Raw genomic sequence first — 15,984 nt, 5'->3', positions numbered from 1 at the left:
CTTAGTTTCGCACCACCTGCGTCGCCACAAAGGCGGCGAGATTCTGGTCGTCGTCGCGGGCCCAGAACAGCGGGCCAGCTTCGTCGTGAAACAGAACGGGGCCGTGATAGCCAGCCGCGGTTACGCTTTCGCGATCAAGATCGGTCGCTTGCTCGAACCCGGCTTCGTCCTGCGCCAGGATATGCGGCAGCATGTCCCCCGCCCGTGCGAAGGCGCGGGCGATTGCCGTCTTCGCGAGGGCCCCGTCATTGGCGGCCCAAATAGCGACATTCTCCTCTTCGACGAAGGATGGTCGCCGAAGGCGTACCGAGCTGATGAGTTGCTGGGTGTAGAAGGCTTCGCTCTCGCCGGGCCGGAACAGGGACACGTCGGCAACCACCTGCACCTGCGTGAAATCGGGCGACATCTGGTAGCGCCACAGGAATTGCGCGACTTCCTCCGCGTCGGCATGCGCGGCGTTGAATTCACGTTGCAAATAACTGGTGTTGGCGACCCATGCCTCCGCGGCTTCGGTCTGGTTTGACTCGTACTCGAACAGCCCGCCGCTGCGCGGGTTCGAAAAGCTGACGCCTGTGCTCGCCCCTTCGCCGTCGGGTTGCTCCGGTGCACGAGAGAGTAATTCGGGCGGACCTGCGCCCAGCCACGGGGTGTTTTCCAGCACGACCTGTGTCGCGCCAGTTGCCAGCGGAGCCACGTCGAAACTGTCAAGCGCTTCGAGCAGTGGCACAATTCGCGTTTCGGCGCGCTCTAGAGCACCTTCGGCCAGCCGCTCGGGAATGCTGTTCTGGCCATGGACCAATATCGCCCCCAGCGCGCCACCGCCGCCGCCCGGGAACATGATCCGCCCCAGTTCGATACTGCTGGCAATCCGCGACTGCGGCAGCAGCACGGCCACGGGACGAGCAGGCTCAACCTCGCGCGCCTCAACCGGCACATAGTTATTCGGATCGGCGAAGGCGGGAATGGGCAACAGAGTTAGTGTCACCCCCGCCGCCAGCAAACGGCTCGCCAGTCGCACGGGCTTACCTCCGGAAACGACGCGAGTACTCCTCGAAGTTTTCGAGAAATGCCTCGCGTAAATCGGCATCGGCTGCATCACGCTCTTCGGGTGTTTCAGGCGGGAAATGGGAAAGCCCGTTGCCGCCGCGCCCGCGCCGCATGCGCGCTTCTTCAACGCCGTCACGGAAATCCTTGAAGATGAAGCGGTTGTTGAGCGAGCGGCCATAGATCGCGCGCTTGAGATAGAGGTTCTGCGTGACGATCAGCTCGGCATAGCATTCATGCGTGCTCTCGGTCAGTCGGGTACGGACTTCGGTGGTGATGTCACGGTCGGCAATCGGGGTCTGGAAGATTACTTCGGTACCCTCGGGCATTCCCAGCTGGGCGGGCAGGTCGATGGTCTGGAACGCCTCAACCTGAAAGCGCGGGCTGAGCGCATCGCGCAGATACTCTGCGTCGGACACATTCTCGTCCTCGTTTCCAGCTGCATCGGCAACTGCACCAATGACACCAAAGCCCGACAGCAGGGTGGTTGTCTGCGCCTGGCCTTCGAGCGTCGGGAAGACGTGCAACTCGCATACAGGAGGCACTTCCTCGACTTCCATCGCTGTTGTTTCCTCTGCAGCGATGGCGCCTCCAGCTGCATCCTCGGCAACTGCTGCTTCCGCTGCGGTGATGACGCCGTCATCTGCATCCTCGGCAACTGCTTCCGCCTCTGCAACTGCTTCGACTACTGTGTCTTGTGCCTCCGCCGGAGCGTCGGCATCCTGCGCCAGCAAAGGGGATGTGAGCGATGCGGTGAGGCCAAGGCCAAATACTGTCTTCGAAAATTTCATGTGCGCCCCCTCCAAAAAACGGCCGGTAGTGCAGAAACCAAGCAGCCATCCGCTCTCAGCCAGAAAGCTGATATGCCCGGATTTGCCTGAATTGCAACGCAAAAAGCAATTGTGGACCGTTTCGTTCGGCAAATTGCTCGAATGCTGCCGGAGCGAACGATTTGGCGGGTAACGCAGGCGAGAGAAACTCACAGGTGGTGAATGAGCTGCTGAGGAAGACGCTGGGTTAGGTGCCGGTCGCCACCCAGCGAAGGCCGGGGTCTATTCCAGATTGGAAATCGCAAGACTGAGGTCTGGGATAGTTTCCAGTCTTCGCTGGAATGACGACTGCACTAACGGTAACTGCGTGCTCCGTCGAAAGCCGGAGCCCAGTCCCGACCGTTGGACTGGACTCTTGCCTGCGCAGGAGTACGGTCGCGCCATGCCCGAAATCATCCTCCACCATTATGACAATTCGCCGTTCGGCCAGATCATCCGGCTGTGCCTCGCGCACAAACGTCTCGCGTGGAAGTCTGTCGAGGCACCGGTGGTCGTGCCGAAGCCCGATCTCAGCGTGCTGACCGGCGGCTATGAGCGCATTCCCGTCCTGCAGATCGGTGCCGATATCTATTGCGATACGGCCATCATCACGGCCGCGCTCGAAGATCATATGCCCGAACCGAGCCTCTATCCCGCACCGTTCGGGGTGGCGGCGAAGATGATCGCGCTCTGGTCGGCGAACAGCTGGTTCATGCCCGCCGTCGGTGTCGCGCTAGGGACCAACCCTGACGCCTTGCCGGATGCGTTCTGGGAGGATCGCGGCCGCCGCTTCGGCATGCAGCGCGAGACCTTCCTGCCGATGGTGCCGCATCTGCAGAGCCAGTTCCGCGGTGGCGCGCAGCTTGTCAAAGACGCCCTCGCCGATGGCCGCGCCTTTATCGGCGGCGACCATCCCGGCCATGCCGATTTCGCGCTCTATGTGAACATGAAATTCGTCGAGTTTGCGGGCGTGCAGCCCGGTGATTTCGGATCGAATGTGGCAAACTGGCTTGATCGGGTGGCTGCACTCGGCGATGGCAATCGCGAAGCCTGGTCGGCCGAACAAGCCATCGAACATGCGGGCGAGAGCGATCCCGTGGGCGGATGGTCAGTTGCGGAGGATAGCGGCTTCTCGGCCGGTCAAATGGTTTCCGTGACGACAGAATCGCCCGATCCCGCAGCCCCGGAAGGCGCGCTGGAGGGTCTCGACGACAGCCGGATCGTGCTATCGCGCGAGCATGAGCGGACCGGCGAAGTCCATGTCCACTTCCCGCGCCTCGGGCAGATCGTAAAACCCGTTTAGGGGCGTTCTAGAAAACCGGCTGGTTCGCCTCGTCGTCGTCCGCGCCGTCGATTGGCGTGTGGATACCGCATTCCGTCTTGTCCCAGCCACGCCAGCGGCCTGCGCGCGGATCTTCGCCGGGGAGCACCTTGCTCGTGCACGGCGCGCAGCCGACCGAGAGATAGCCTTCGGCTTCGAGCGGGTGACGCGGAAGGTTGTGTTCCTCGAAATAGGCGTCGAGATCGGCCTTTACCCAGTCGCCGAGCGGATTGAGCTTGAGCCGGCCGTCCTCGACTTCGAAGCGCGCGATATTTTCGCGCGTGACCGACTGGAACGCCTTGCGCCCCGAAATCCAGGCATCGAGGCCGTGCTTCGCGCGGGCCAGGGGCTCAACTTTGCGGATCGCGCAACAGCCATCGGGATCGAAAGACCAGCGCAGGCCATTTTCGTCCTTCTCGGTGAGCGTTTCGGGAGCGGGTGTCACGATCGACGCATTCTTGATGCCGAACGCTTCGATCAACGTGTCCCGATAGTCGAGCGTTTCGGGAAACATCTTCAGCGTGTCGACGAAGATGACCGGAATCGCCGGATCTGCTTTGGCGACGAGATGCAACAGTACCGCGCTTTCCGTGCCGAACGAGGATACGACGGCGATCTCGCCCAGCTCGTCTTCGGCGAATAGCGCACGCAGCATGGTCTGCGCGTCCACACCCTCGAAGCGCGTGTTCAGCGCATCGGCATCGGCCTGCGTGTAAGCCGGCCGGGCATCGATCACGTCCAGTTTCCGGGCGGCCGAGCTAGCCATGTCGCTTGCTCCAGATGGGGTGTCTGTCATCGGCCGCCTCCTGATACACATGCTTCCAGCGGGTCAGCGCGATCTCCGTATCCGCGGGATCGAGCGGCGTTTCGGGCGCAAAACTGTCGAAGCCGCAGCGACGCAGAAAATCGAGCTGATCCACCAGCACATCGCCTTGGGCGCGCAATTCGCCGGTGTAACCGTGTTCGCGCAGAATGCGGGCGGCCGAATAGCCGCGTCCGTCGCCGAAGGTCGAAAAGCCGATTTCGATCAGCGCGAGCCGATCAAGATAGGGGAGGAGCTGGCGCGCATCTTCGCCATCTTCGAGGCGCACTGCCGTCGCGTTCGACTGATCGAGAAAGGCATCGAGCGTCACCGCCGGTTCCTCGAGCGGCTCGTCGTCACGGAAGCTCAGCACATCAGCCATAAAGCGCCTCCTTGAACGGTTCCATGCCGAGGCGGCGATAGGTATCGACGAAGCGTTCGCCGTCCTCGCGCTCCGCGACATAGACGTCCGTGACCTTTTCTACCGCGTCGACGATGCCGTCCTCGTCGAAGCCGGGGCCCGTGATCTTGGCGAGGCTCACATCTTCTGCGCCCGACCCGCCGAGCAGTAGCTGATAATTCTCCACACCTTTCCGGTCGACACCGAGAATGCCGATATGGCCGGCATGGTGATGACCGCAGGCGTTGATGCAGCCCGATATTTTGAGCTTGAGCTCGCCCAGCTCCTTCTGCCGGTCGATATCGGCAAAGCGTTTTGCGATCTTCTGCGCGACCGGAATCGAGCGCGCATTGGCGAGGCTGCAATAATCGAGGCCCGGGCATGCGATGATGTCGCTGATGAGATCGAGATTGGGGCTGGCGAGGTCGGCGTCGACGAGCTTCTGCCAGACCGCATAGAGATCCTGCTTGCGGATATGCGGGAGCACGATGTTCTGCGCATGCGTCACGCGGCACTCGTCGAAGCTATATTGCTCCATCAGGTCCGCCATCACGTCCATCTGCGCCGAACTGGCATCGCCCGGAATGCCGCCGACCGGCTTCAGGCTGATCGTCGCGATCGCATAGCCGGGCTGCTTGTGGGCATGGACATTCTGATCGAGCCAGACCGCGAAATCGGGGTCGGAGCGGTCGATCTCGTCGCTGAGCCCGGTCTCATAGGCTGGGTCCTCGAAATAGCCGATGATGCGTTCGAGCTCGGCGGCCGGTGCATCGATATTCTGGCCCTGGAGATGCTCGAACTCGGCGTCGACTTCCTCGATAAACTGCTCCGCGCCCATCTCGTGAACGAGTATCTTGATCCGTGCCTTGTACTTATTATCGCGCCGTCCGTAGCGGTTGTAGACGCGCATGATGGCTTCGGCGTAACTCACCAGCTCTTCGGCCGGCACGAAATCGCGGATCAGCGGCGCGATCATCGGTGTCCGGCCCATACCGCCGCCTGCATAGTAGCGCGCACCGATCTCGCCAGCATCGTTCTTCACGATCTGGATACCGATATCGTGGAGGCGCATGGCGGCGCGATCTTCGTCGGACGCGATCACGGCGATCTTGAACTTGCGGGGCAAGTGGCTGAATTCCGGGTGGAAGCTCGACCATTGGCGCAACAGTTCGGCATAGGGGCGCGGATCGGCCACCTCGTCCGCCGCGGCGCCGGCGAACTGGTCCGAACTGATATTGCGGATGCAGTTGCCGCTGGTCTGGATCGCGTGCATCTCGACCGAAGCGAGATCGGCGAGCAGGTCGGGCATGTCTTCAAGCTTGATCCAGTTATACTGGATATTCTGCCGGGTCGTGAAATGGCCGTAATCGCGATCATATTTGCGCGCGATTTCGGCGAGCATGCGCATCTGCTTGCTGGAAAGCGTGCCATAAGGAATGGCAACGCGCAGCATATAGGCGTGCAGCTGCTGATAGAGGCCGTTTTTCAGGCGCAATGGGCGGAACTGTTCCTCGGTCAGCTTGCCGGCAAGGCGGCGCTCGACCTGATCGCGAAATTCCGCAACGCGGGTATCGACCATTTCCTGGTCGTACGTGTCATATTTGTACATGTCAGATTACCCAGTTTCCGGCGGCCGGGTCCGGCGGCGCGATTTTGAGGTCGGGGCGGACGGTCGGGCCGGTGGCGCGGACCTTTTCCTTGATATGGACCGGGAGGATGCCGTTCTCGGTGCGCTCGGCATCGACGAGATAACAGTCGTTAACGACGCGCTTGGCGACTTCGCGCGCCATGACGTCCGGCGCATTGTCGCCCATTTCGGCGGCGTCGGACACGTGGCGAGACCAGTCATAGCCCGTCCACCACACGACATCGCCGGTTCTGAGATCGTTGCCGGTCAGAATCTTCATGCCATCTTCTCCGCATTTTCGGCGAGCGCGACCAATCGGTCTTCGGCCAGCGATCGATCCACGACCTCGCCGACGATGATGACCGCCGGGCTTTTAATGTTTTCGCGCTCGACCAGTCCGCCGAGATCGGCGAGCAGGCTGCGCATCGCGCGGGCACCGGGCAGCGTGGCGCGCTCGACAATGGCGACCGGCATGGCCGGCGACACGCCGTCCGCGATCAGCTTGTCGGCAATATCGGCGGCCGTCGCCACGCCCATATAGATGACGAGCGTGCGGCCCGTGCCCGCAAGACCCGACCAATTCTGATCGGACAGGCCCTTGCACTGACCCGCGACAAAGGTAACCGCGCTCGACGCCTCGCGATGGGTGAGGGGGAGCACTGCCTCCGCGGCGGCGCCGAGCGCGGCTGATATGCCGGGGACGATATCGACTGCGATCCCGGCCTTGCGGAGGGATTCGGCTTCTTCGCCGCCCCGTCCGAAAATGAATGGGTCGCCGCCTTTGAGGCGCAGCACGGTCAGCCCTTCGCTGGCTTTCTCGACCAGCAAGGCATTGATTCCCGGCTGCGGCACTGTGTGGCGACTGCGTTTCTTTGCGACCGAAATGCGCGGGGTTTTGTCCGGAATGAGCTTCAGGATGCGCGCATCGACCAATCCGTCATGCACGACGATATCGGCTGTACGGATCGCGTTATAGGCGCGCATGGTCAGCAGATCAGGGTCGCCGGGGCCCGCGCCGACCAGCAAGACCTTCCCGGTGTCTTTCCCAGTAAAGTTTTGGCTCGCTCTTTCCATGGCCGCAACATGGTCAAAACCGTGCGGCCAAACAAAGCATGGTTGCTTGTCGCGGGTTTAGCTCAGCTTTCGTCGGATGCCGTGCGCTCCATCTCCGGATCCTTGAGGCCGATCTTGATCGCCGCACGCGCAGAAGGCGCTTCGGCCGATGCGACGGGATAGGCGCAATAATCCGCAGCATAATAGGCGCTGGGTCGATGATTGCCCGACATACCGATCCCGCCGAACGGCGCAGCCGAGGAAGCGCCGTTGGTCGGCTTGTTCCAGTTGACGATGCCCGCGCGGCTTTGCGCCCAGAAGCGGTTGTAGAGATCGGGTGATCCGCTGAGCAGTGAGGCGGACAGGCCGAACCGGGTGTTGTTGGCTTCCTGCATCGCGCTCGCGAAGTCGGGGACGCGGATGACCTGCAGCAACGGGCCGAAAATCTCTTCGTCGTCGCGCTTCTCGATGGCCGTCACGTCGATCAGGCCCGGCGTGAGAAAGGGCTTGTCGTCATCGATCCGGCGCAGATGCGCGATCGGACTGCCGCCCTTCATCATCAGATCGAGAAAACCGTCGGTCACCGCCTCGGCCGAGCGATTGTCGATCAGGCAACCCATGAAAGGCGCGGGGTCTGCATCCGGTGGGCCGACGATGATACGATCGATAATTTTGCGGATTGCGTCGATCAGCGGCTGGTGTTCGCCGTCTTTGACGATCAGCCGGCGGGCCGCCGTGCAGCGCTGCCCGGCCGTCATATAGGCCGACTGGACAATGATTGCCGCCGCTGCGTCCGCGTCCGGCGAATCCCATACGACCAGCGGATTATTGCCGCCAAGCTCGAGCGCAAGGATTTTATCGGGCCGCTTTCCGAACTGTTTGTGCAAGGCGAGTCCCGCGCGCGCAGATCCGGTAAAGAGCAATCCGTCTATGCCCTCATGCGCGGCCAGCGCCTTGCCCTCTTCGGGCCCGCCGACGAGCAACCGGATAACATTCTCCGGAACCCCGGCCTCCAGATAGCAGTTGACGAGAAATTCGCCGGTCGCCGGTGTCTTCTCCGACGGTTTGAACACCACCGCATTGCCCGCGATCAGCGCCGGCACGATATGGCCGTTAGGCAGATGCGCGGGAAAGTTGAACGGGCCGAGCACCGCCAGCACGCCATGCGGCTTGTGGCGCAGCGCATTCTGTTCGCGGAGTTCGCCCTGCTTGTTACGCGATGGCGTGCGCTCGAAATAGGCCTCGGCCGAGATATCGACTTTGTTCACCACGGCTTCGACTTCGGTGCGCGCTTCCCACAGAGGTTTGCCGGTTTCGCGCGATATTAGATCGGCGAATTCGTCGAGCTTACCACGCACGATATTGGCGAAGCGGCGCATCGTTTCGATCCGGAAACTGTGCGATTGCGCGGCCCATTGCGCCCAGCCGCCTCGCGCTACGCCCACTTCCGCATCCGCATCGCCCACCGGCGCTTCCCAGATCGAGTCGCCGGTTGCCGGATTGATGGAACTGATTGTGTCTGTCATGCGCAACTACCTTGCGGCATGCTCCAACACGGCGGCTCGTCAAGGTCAAGCGCCGCGCGCGCAAAGCGCGGTTAACCGGCGTTAAGACCCTCCGAAAACTCCAAGGTAAACAAAAGTGTAATATCGCTTGGCTTGACTCCCTGTCAGGTTGATTTGACAGTGCGCAACATTGCTATGTGAGTCGGTGTCGCGCTGACAACAAATAGTCAGCCCCGGACCGGCTCGGCGTAATCGTGCTTCACGCGCGGTTTTTTGGGGGCTTATCATGCGAATTTTCCGTCTCGTTCCCGGCGTGGTCTCGTTGGCCATAGCCGCAACCTTCAGCGCGACTGCTCTGGTCCCGATAGACGCCGCGCGAGCGGAGACTGTTCTCGAATGCGATGCCAATGCGCAGGCCGGCGATTTGCCCCTCGAGGCCGATGCCCGGGAAGAATGCGATGAAATGGTCGATCATGTTGCGACGCGCACGATAGCCCCCGCGCTGAGCAGCTCGATCGAGCTGAGCGGCCCCATCGATCAGCCGCAGGGTGCGGGAGCAGGATGTGTCGATGGGAACGGCACCGATACGCTTGAATGCGGTACGCGATCGTCCACGGGTACGTCTTCAGAATCGACAGCGATCGGCGTCGACAGCGATGCTCAAGGCCCGGCGGCCGTAGCAGTCGGCTTCTTCGCAACGGCGACCGGCACGGATTCTACGGCAGTCGGTCGTTCTTCCTTTGCGAACCAGACCGATAGTACGGCGATTGGTGCCACCGCCACGGCAAGCGGCACAGGGGCGACGGCCCTTGGGCACGACGCTGACGCAACCGCTGCTAATGCGGTGGCGATTGGCCGAGGCTCGGATTCGAGCGCAACGGAATCAATCACGGTCGGCGCTTTCAGCGATGCTACGCAACCCGGTAATGTCGCGATTGGCGGTGATAGCAGTGACGGCGATACGCTCGGCGCACAGGCAATCGGAAACTCCGCGACGGCCATCGGCGCCGATGCGGTCGCGAGCGGACCAGCTGGAGTCGCCATCGGGGCGCGCAGCATCGCCAGCGGAAGCAGTTCGACTGCCGTGGGCACGGCAGCCGAAGCGACAGGAAATGTAAACGCTTCGGCCTTCGGTCTACAGGCCATGGCATCGGGGCCAAGCGCAACCGCGCTTGGCTGGTTCTCAAACGCGACGCAGGACAGTGCGACAGCTGTCGGCGCCGCCGCGCAGGCGTTCGGCAATGGCTCGACCAGCCTAGGACGGGCGGCCACGGCCACGCAGAATAACACGACGGCAATCGGCTCGCTCGCGGATGCGAGTGGCGCCAATGCGACAGCCTTGGGTCGCGATGCGCAATCCACGCGCGGAAACACCACGGCGCTCGGCCATCAGGCGGTTGCAAGCCGCGGCAGTGCGACTGCCGCCGGCGTGGGATCCCGGGCGACGGGCGAGCGTAGCGCGGCATTCGGCCGCAGCTCGGATGCGTCGGGCAACAATGCGCTCGCTATGGGCGCGGATGCGGATGCGTTCGGCAACTCGTCGGTCGCGATCGGCGGCGATGGCAATGATGGTAATATGAGCGGAGCGCGCGCGACGGCTGGCCATTCGGTTGCGGTCGGCGCGGATGCGCAGGCCAGCGATATATTCGCGGTTGCGGTCGGCGCGGGAGCCGATGCCGACGGGCCGACCGCGATTGCAATCGGCCGCAATGCGAGCGCGCAGCACAGCAATTCGGTCGCTCTGGGCTTCGGCGCGACCAGCACCGGCGCGAACAATTTCGCGATCGGCAACGCCAATGCTACCTATACGCTGGCCGGCCTCGGCGCACTCGTGCCGGGCGGCGAAGTGTGGAATGTCACGGTCAACGACAGCGGCATGCTGTCGGCCTCCGCGCCGCCAGCGCCGCTCTCGGCATCGACCAGCAGCCTGCAATTAGCAGGCGCGCCGATCGATCAGCCGCAGGGCGCTGGTGCGGCATGCGTCAATGGCAGCGGCGGCACGACGACGCTCGAATGCGGTAACGGATCGAGTACCGGCTCCGCTACGCTGGCGACGGCAGTCGGCACGAGCGCGAGCGCCAACGCGACCGGCGCATCGGCGTTCGGTCGGTTCGCGACCGCGACTAGCACCAACACCACCGCAATCGGAGGATCTGCTCTTGCTAACAGCACAGGGGCCGTAGCGCTCGGCAGTTCTGCCCAAGCACTAGGAAGCGATTCGACAAGCGTCGGCCGTGGCGCCAACACCAACCAAACAAATGCGACTGCAATCGGCTCTCTTTCCACCGCGAGCGGTGTGAATGCCACAAGCCTAGGCCGCGATGCGTTTGCGAACGAAATAGGCGCAACGGCTCTTGGTGCTATTGCCAGCGCTAGAGGCACTAACGCGATTGCAGTTGGGCATGACGCAGATGCTACCCAAGCCGGCAGCATCGCCATAGGTGGTGACAGCACTGACGCGGGAGTTGCCGGCGCACAAGCGACGGGCGTTAGATCTATTGCAGTTGGTGCGGATTCCGAAGCTAGCGACGAAGGTGCGGTGGCCCTTGGGGCCGATGCGAGCGCCACCGAACAGTCCTCGACGGCATTGGGGCAGGGCGCGCAGGCGACAGCCGGCAATTCCGTGGCGCTTGGCAACAATGCGCTGGCCAATCGAGCCAGTGCGACGGCGATTGGTTCGGGTTCGCGAGCCACGGGCAACAGGAGCTCAGCATTAGGACGCAGCGCCGCTGCGACGGGTGATTTCTCGACAGCTATCGGTCCGGATTCGACGGCGAGCAACATTCATGCGGTAGCCATCGGCAACCAGTCGACGGCGAGCCGGGCCGGTGCGGTGGCGATTGGCCGCGGCACGGATGCGTTTGGCACATCCTCGGTGGCGATCGGCAATCAGGCGTCAGCGACGCATAATTTCTCGATGGCAATCGGCTTCCAAGCCGCGAGCAACGGCGTCAACAACATCGCGATTGGCAATGCTGATGCGACCTACACGCTGGCCGGCCTTGGTGCCCTCGTACCGGGCGGTGAGGTCTGGAATGTCACAGTCAACGATAGCGGCATGCTGTCGGCGGCAGCGCCGCCCGCGCCGTTTTCGGCACCGGCCCCAGGAGCTGGTGGCTTGGCGCTCGCTGGCGCGCCGGTCGATCAGCCGCAGGGTGCGGGCGCGGCATGTGAAGAGAGTCCGGGCCTTGAATGCGGGACGTTGTCGAACACCGGGGACAGTAGGGCTACTGCCATCGGTAAGAACACTAATGCGACCGGAACGAATGGCTCTACCGCGTTGGGTACCTTTGCCGAAGCGACCGGCAACAGAGGTACAGCGTTGGGAGATAGCGCCATTGCAAGCGGACGTGGCAGCACGGCAGTGGGTAACTCCGCTCGGGCGGGCGGCACCAGCAGCACGTCGTTAGGCAACTTTGCCCAAGCGACGGGTGTCAACAGTACAGCGGTCGGAAATTTTACCAACGCCTTCGACTTCAGCACGGCGGTGGGCACGTTAGCCCAAGCGACAAACAGCCGAAGCATCGCAATAGGCGCTTCGGCAAATGCGACTGGACAAGAAAGCATATCTCTTGGCGCTTTCTCTGACGCAACACAGACCGGAGCAATCGCCATAGGCAGCGACGGCGACGATGGCGATGCGGACGGCGCACAGGCAAGAGGAGTCAGGTCCACTGCACTGGGCGCAGACTCGGTGGCGTCCGACATCAATACGACTGCAATTGGCGCGAACAGTCAGGCCACCGGCAACACGGGAATGGCGATCGGTGCTTTCAGCAGTGCAACTGGCGGAGGCTCCGCTGCGATCGGATTTTCGGCTGAGGCAAGAGGATTTCTCAGTCAGGCAATTGGCTATGGTGCGGAAAGTGAAGGAGACGGCTCCATCGCGATAGGTGCGGCCGCGACAACACAAAATCTCTCTGCGGAAACAAATGGCAACATCGCCATTGGCAGCTCTAGCCTTTTTGTCGATGGCGTTGGCTCGTCGGAAACGACTGCGAATGGTGGTGATTCGATTGCAATCGGAACGGCTGTTTTGTCGGCTGGCGCTGGCTCGATAGCAATTGGTGGTGATGGCGAAGATGCCGGAGAGATCGGTGCGCGAGCGACTGCCGACAATGCCGTCGCGATCGGTGTCGATGCTCGATCAACCGGTCCGCAGAGCGCGGCACTTGGGCGATCGGCGAGCGCATTGGGAACAGATTCGTTGGCCCTTGGATCGGGTACCGAGGCGAGGGCCAGATCGTCTGTGGCAATCGGCGTCGACGGCAATGATGCTGATACTCTGGGCGCACAGGCGACGGCGAGCCATGCGGTTGCGATCGGCCCGGATGCGACGGCGACGCAAATCCATGCGGTCGCGATCGGTACACGCTCGGAGGCGAGCGGCACGACATCGGTGGCGATGGGCCGGGATTCGACGGCGAGCGGATCGGGTTCGATTGCGGTGGGCCGCCTATCGATAGCGAGTGCACCGTCTTCGCTGGCCTTGGGCCCCTTGGCGCAGGCGACGCACAACAACTCGATGGCGATCGGCTTCGGCGCGGCGAGCAATGGCGTCAACAATATCGCCATTGGCAATTTGGGCGCGACCTACACGCTGGCAGGCCTTGGCGCGCTCGTCCCAGGCGGTGAGGTCTGGAATGTCACGGTCAACGATAGCGGCATGCTGTCGGCCTCCGCGCCGCCAGCCGGAGCCTCGGCACCAGCGCCGCTGAACGGTAGTCTGGCGCTTGCCGGTGCGCCCATCGATCAACCACAGGGCGCGGGTGCCGCCTGCGAGGAAAGTCCGGGTCTCGAATGTGGATCGGGTTCGTCTTCAGGAGCCAACAGCTCCAATACGGCGATAGGAATAGGCGCAACTGCGACGGGAGCTTTTGACGGCACTGCCGTTGGAAGAGGTGCAATAGCCGGAGAAGAGTCGACTGCTATCGGCGAAGATGCCCAAGCAACTGCTTTACAGGCTACTGCTATTGGTGAAGGGAGCCGAGCGACTGCCAGTGAGGCAACGGCACTGGGCAGCGCCGCCAATGCTTCGGGCGTGGACTCAACTTCCATAGGCGCATTCAGCACGGCTTCCGCTGGGCAGTCGGTTGCGGTCGGCCAAGGCGTGACCGCCGACTTTACCGACAGCATTGCGATCGGACAGAGCGCCGATGTTGGCGGTATAGCGGCTATCGCGCTCGGCGCGGATGCGAATGCCGATGCGCTGAGTGCGATCTCGATCGGCGGACAAAGCGGTGCGACGGCCGAGGCCACCGTAGCAATTGGTGGGGATGGCGATGATGCGGACACGCTAGGCGCGCAAGCCAGCTCGGCGGGCAATGTCGCCATTGGTGCAGATACCGTCGCTTCCGGTACTTTCAGCACCGGGTTGGGCGCCGGAACAGATGCCACCGGCGACTTCTCGACCGCAGTGGGTGTCGGTGCTCAGGCAACAGCCGATAACGCGGTTGCGTTGGGTGTGATCACGACAGCAACCGGCATTGGCTCGACGGCACTCGGGAATAGCGCATCTGCTGCTGGTAGTTCTTCCACGGCTGTTGGTCTGGCGGCAAATGCGGCGGGAATTGTCGCGGTTTCGATCGGTCAGGGATCGGATGCCACACAGCCCGGAACGATTGCGATCGGCGGTGATTCCAGTGATGCAGACATTGATGGTGCACAAGCAACGGCAACCAGCAGCATTGCAATTGGCGGCGATGCCGTGGCCAGCGGGTCCGAAGCGATCGCTATCGGCGTCGGCGCGTCGGCGGCGGATCGTGGAACGATTGCGCTCGGTGGCGGCGCCACGGTCGGCGCATTCGATTTCGGCACGGCGCTCGGCGCTGACACGAGCGTTACCGGCGATGGCGGCACAGCGGTCGGCCAGAATGCGATTGCGGCGGTCAACTCGACATCGATCGGCCAGGATGCGAATGCGCTCGCCGGGCGGTCGACGGCGCTCGGCGATGCCGCACTGGCAAGCCGGACCAGCGCGGTTGCGCTCGGCGCGCGGGCGACGGCGCTGGGAGATGCTTCGGTTGCCGTGGGCGGCAATAGCGCGCTCGGTGCCAGTTTCGGCGCCAGGGCAGATGGGGCCCAGTCGACAGCGGTCGGCGCATCGGCCTTTGCGGACCAGACCAACGCCACCGCGCTCGGCGCGGATTCTGACGCCACCGGCACCGCCGCGACGGCGCTGGGCGCCGACTCCACGGCAAGCGGGGCCAGCGCAGTCTCAGTCGGCAGCAACGCCCTGGCTAATCAGTCCCAAGCCATCGCGATCGGTGAAACATCCGCTGCGGTGAGCGCAAATGCCATCGCGCTGGGCGGGCTGACCGACTCGTCAGGTGCCGGTGCGATAGCGATTGGCGGTGACGGCGCCGACGCCGACACGATTGTCGGCGCAGCTGCATCGGGGACGGAAGCCGTGGCGATCGGCGCAGATGCGTCGGCCAGTCAGGCCAACACCACGGTGGTCGGCGGTCAGGCGTCCGCGCTCGCGCAAGGCGGCACCGCGGTTGGTCATAATGCGGATGCTACCGGCGAAGCAGGCGCCGCCTTTGGCAGAAATACGACGGCAGCCGCCAATGCGGTTGCCGTCGGCGCCCTTGCATCGGGCGGCGGAACCGGCGCGACGGCGGTCGGCGGATCGGCCAATGCCAGTGCCGCCGACGCGACGGCTGTAGGCAACTCGTCTCTCGCGCAGAGCGCCGGCTCGGTCGCGATGGGCAATGACAGTCGTGCCAGTGGCATCGATTCGATCGCCATCGGCGGCGATGACGGCGGCACCGGCGCTTTTGCAAATGGCAATTCGACGACGGCTGTCGGCGGCGAGAGCGAAGCGGCCGGCACCGGCGCGACGACCTTTGGCTGGCAATCGGTCGCCTCGGCGGAACGCGCCACGGCGCTCGGCCATCTCGCGACAGCACAGGGCGTCCGTTCGGTAGCGGTCGGCGAAAATGCCGATGCGCAGTCGAACAACGCAATCGCGCTCGGCAATGAAACGGTTGCGAGCGAGGACAGCGCCATTGCGATTGGCGGCGATGGCGGCGACGGCGACACCGACGGCGCGCAGGCGACAGCAGAAGGCGCGGTGGCGCTGGGCGCGGATACCGAGGCGAGCGGCGTGTTTACGGCGGCTGTGGGACGGGCGGCGACGGCCTCTGGCGGTAATTCGACAGCGATCGGCAATGGCGCGCAAGCGACCAATGTGCGGACGATGGCGGTGGGCCGCGGCGCAGTCGCTTCGGGCATTAACTCGCTGGCGCTGGGCTCGAACTCTGAAGCGACGGGCAATTCGTCCGTGGCGATCGGTGTTGATGGTGGCGATGCAGGCACGGAGGGCGCACAAGCGACGGCAGGTCAGTCGGTAGCGATCGGCTCGGATGCGGCGGCGACGGAAATTCATGCCGTGGCGATCGGCACCCGGACGGTAGCAAGC

General features: G+C 63.4%; 9 protein-coding genes and 1 pseudogene. 2 read left to right on the top strand and 8 right to left on the bottom strand.

The genetic code is table 11. The features are described 5' to 3' along the window. Position 1 precedes the first annotated feature (1 nt). Positions 2 to 1,018: a hypothetical protein gene (locus tag Q0974_RS08135; protein ID WP_299326287.1), complete on the bottom strand. Its 1,017-nt coding sequence runs from the start codon at positions 1,016 to 1,018 to the stop codon at positions 2 to 4. A 4-nt stretch (positions 1,019 to 1,022) separates the two neighbouring features. Further along, positions 1,023 to 1,835 carry a hypothetical protein gene (locus Q0974_RS08130; protein ID WP_299326285.1) on the bottom strand — a complete coding sequence of 271 codons (813 nt, stop codon included), beginning with the start codon at positions 1,833 to 1,835 and terminating at the stop codon, positions 1,023 to 1,025. 421 nt (positions 1,836 to 2,256) lie between these two features. Here Q0974_RS08130 and Q0974_RS08125 point away from each other — a divergent pair, with 421 nt between their 5' ends. Continuing rightward, positions 2,257 to 3,156, top strand: coding sequence for a glutathione S-transferase family protein (locus Q0974_RS08125; protein ID WP_299326283.1), 900 nt, complete (start codon positions 2,257 to 2,259; stop codon positions 3,154 to 3,156). A 7-nt stretch (positions 3,157 to 3,163) separates the two neighbouring features. Here the strand turns inward: Q0974_RS08125 and Q0974_RS08120 are convergent, their stop codons facing one another. From Q0974_RS08120 to astD, 6 genes are all read right to left on the bottom strand, one after another. Continuing rightward, positions 3,164 to 3,940 carry a phosphoadenylyl-sulfate reductase gene (locus Q0974_RS08120; RefSeq protein ID WP_299326281.1) on the bottom strand — a complete coding sequence of 259 codons (777 nt, stop codon included), beginning with the start codon at positions 3,938 to 3,940 and terminating at the stop codon, positions 3,164 to 3,166. Further along, on the bottom strand, positions 3,933 to 4,358 hold the full coding sequence (locus Q0974_RS08115; RefSeq protein ID WP_299326279.1) for a DUF934 domain-containing protein: 426 nt from the start codon (positions 4,356 to 4,358) through the stop codon (positions 3,933 to 3,935). The genes Q0974_RS08120 and Q0974_RS08115 overlap by 8 nt, the downstream gene beginning before the upstream one ends. Further along, a complete protein-coding gene (locus Q0974_RS08110; protein ID WP_299326276.1) occupies positions 4,351 to 5,985 on the bottom strand; it encodes a nitrite/sulfite reductase in 1,635 nt (544 codons plus the stop codon). Before Q0974_RS08110 ends, Q0974_RS08115 begins: the two co-directional genes overlap by 8 nt. Before the next feature lies 1 nt (position 5,986). Beyond that, positions 5,987 to 6,283, bottom strand: a complete 297-nt coding sequence (locus tag Q0974_RS08105; RefSeq protein WP_299326273.1) for a DUF2849 domain-containing protein — start codon at positions 6,281 to 6,283, stop codon at positions 5,987 to 5,989. Then, complete coding sequence (cobA, locus tag Q0974_RS08100; RefSeq protein ID WP_299326270.1) at positions 6,280 to 7,077, bottom strand: uroporphyrinogen-III C-methyltransferase; 798 nt, start codon at positions 7,075 to 7,077, stop codon at positions 6,280 to 6,282. Before cobA ends, Q0974_RS08105 begins: the two co-directional genes overlap by 4 nt. A 62-nt stretch (positions 7,078 to 7,139) precedes the next feature. After that, positions 7,140 to 8,582 carry a succinylglutamate-semialdehyde dehydrogenase gene (gene astD / locus Q0974_RS08095; RefSeq protein WP_299326268.1) on the bottom strand — a complete coding sequence of 481 codons (1,443 nt, stop codon included), beginning with the start codon at positions 8,580 to 8,582 and terminating at the stop codon, positions 7,140 to 7,142. A gap of 265 nt (positions 8,583 to 8,847) precedes the next feature. Between astD and Q0974_RS08090 the strand changes: the two are divergent. Further along, positions 8,848 to 15,984: pseudogene (locus Q0974_RS08090) on the top strand (hypothetical protein); the annotation flags it as partial.

This window comes from Parasphingopyxis sp., from assembly GCF_028279465.1.
In the GTDB taxonomy this organism is placed as follows: Bacteria; Pseudomonadota; Alphaproteobacteria; order Sphingomonadales; family Sphingomonadaceae; genus Parasphingopyxis.
The sequence above is the reverse complement of the archived record's forward strand: the minus strand, read 5'-3'. Positions and strand labels throughout refer to the sequence as shown.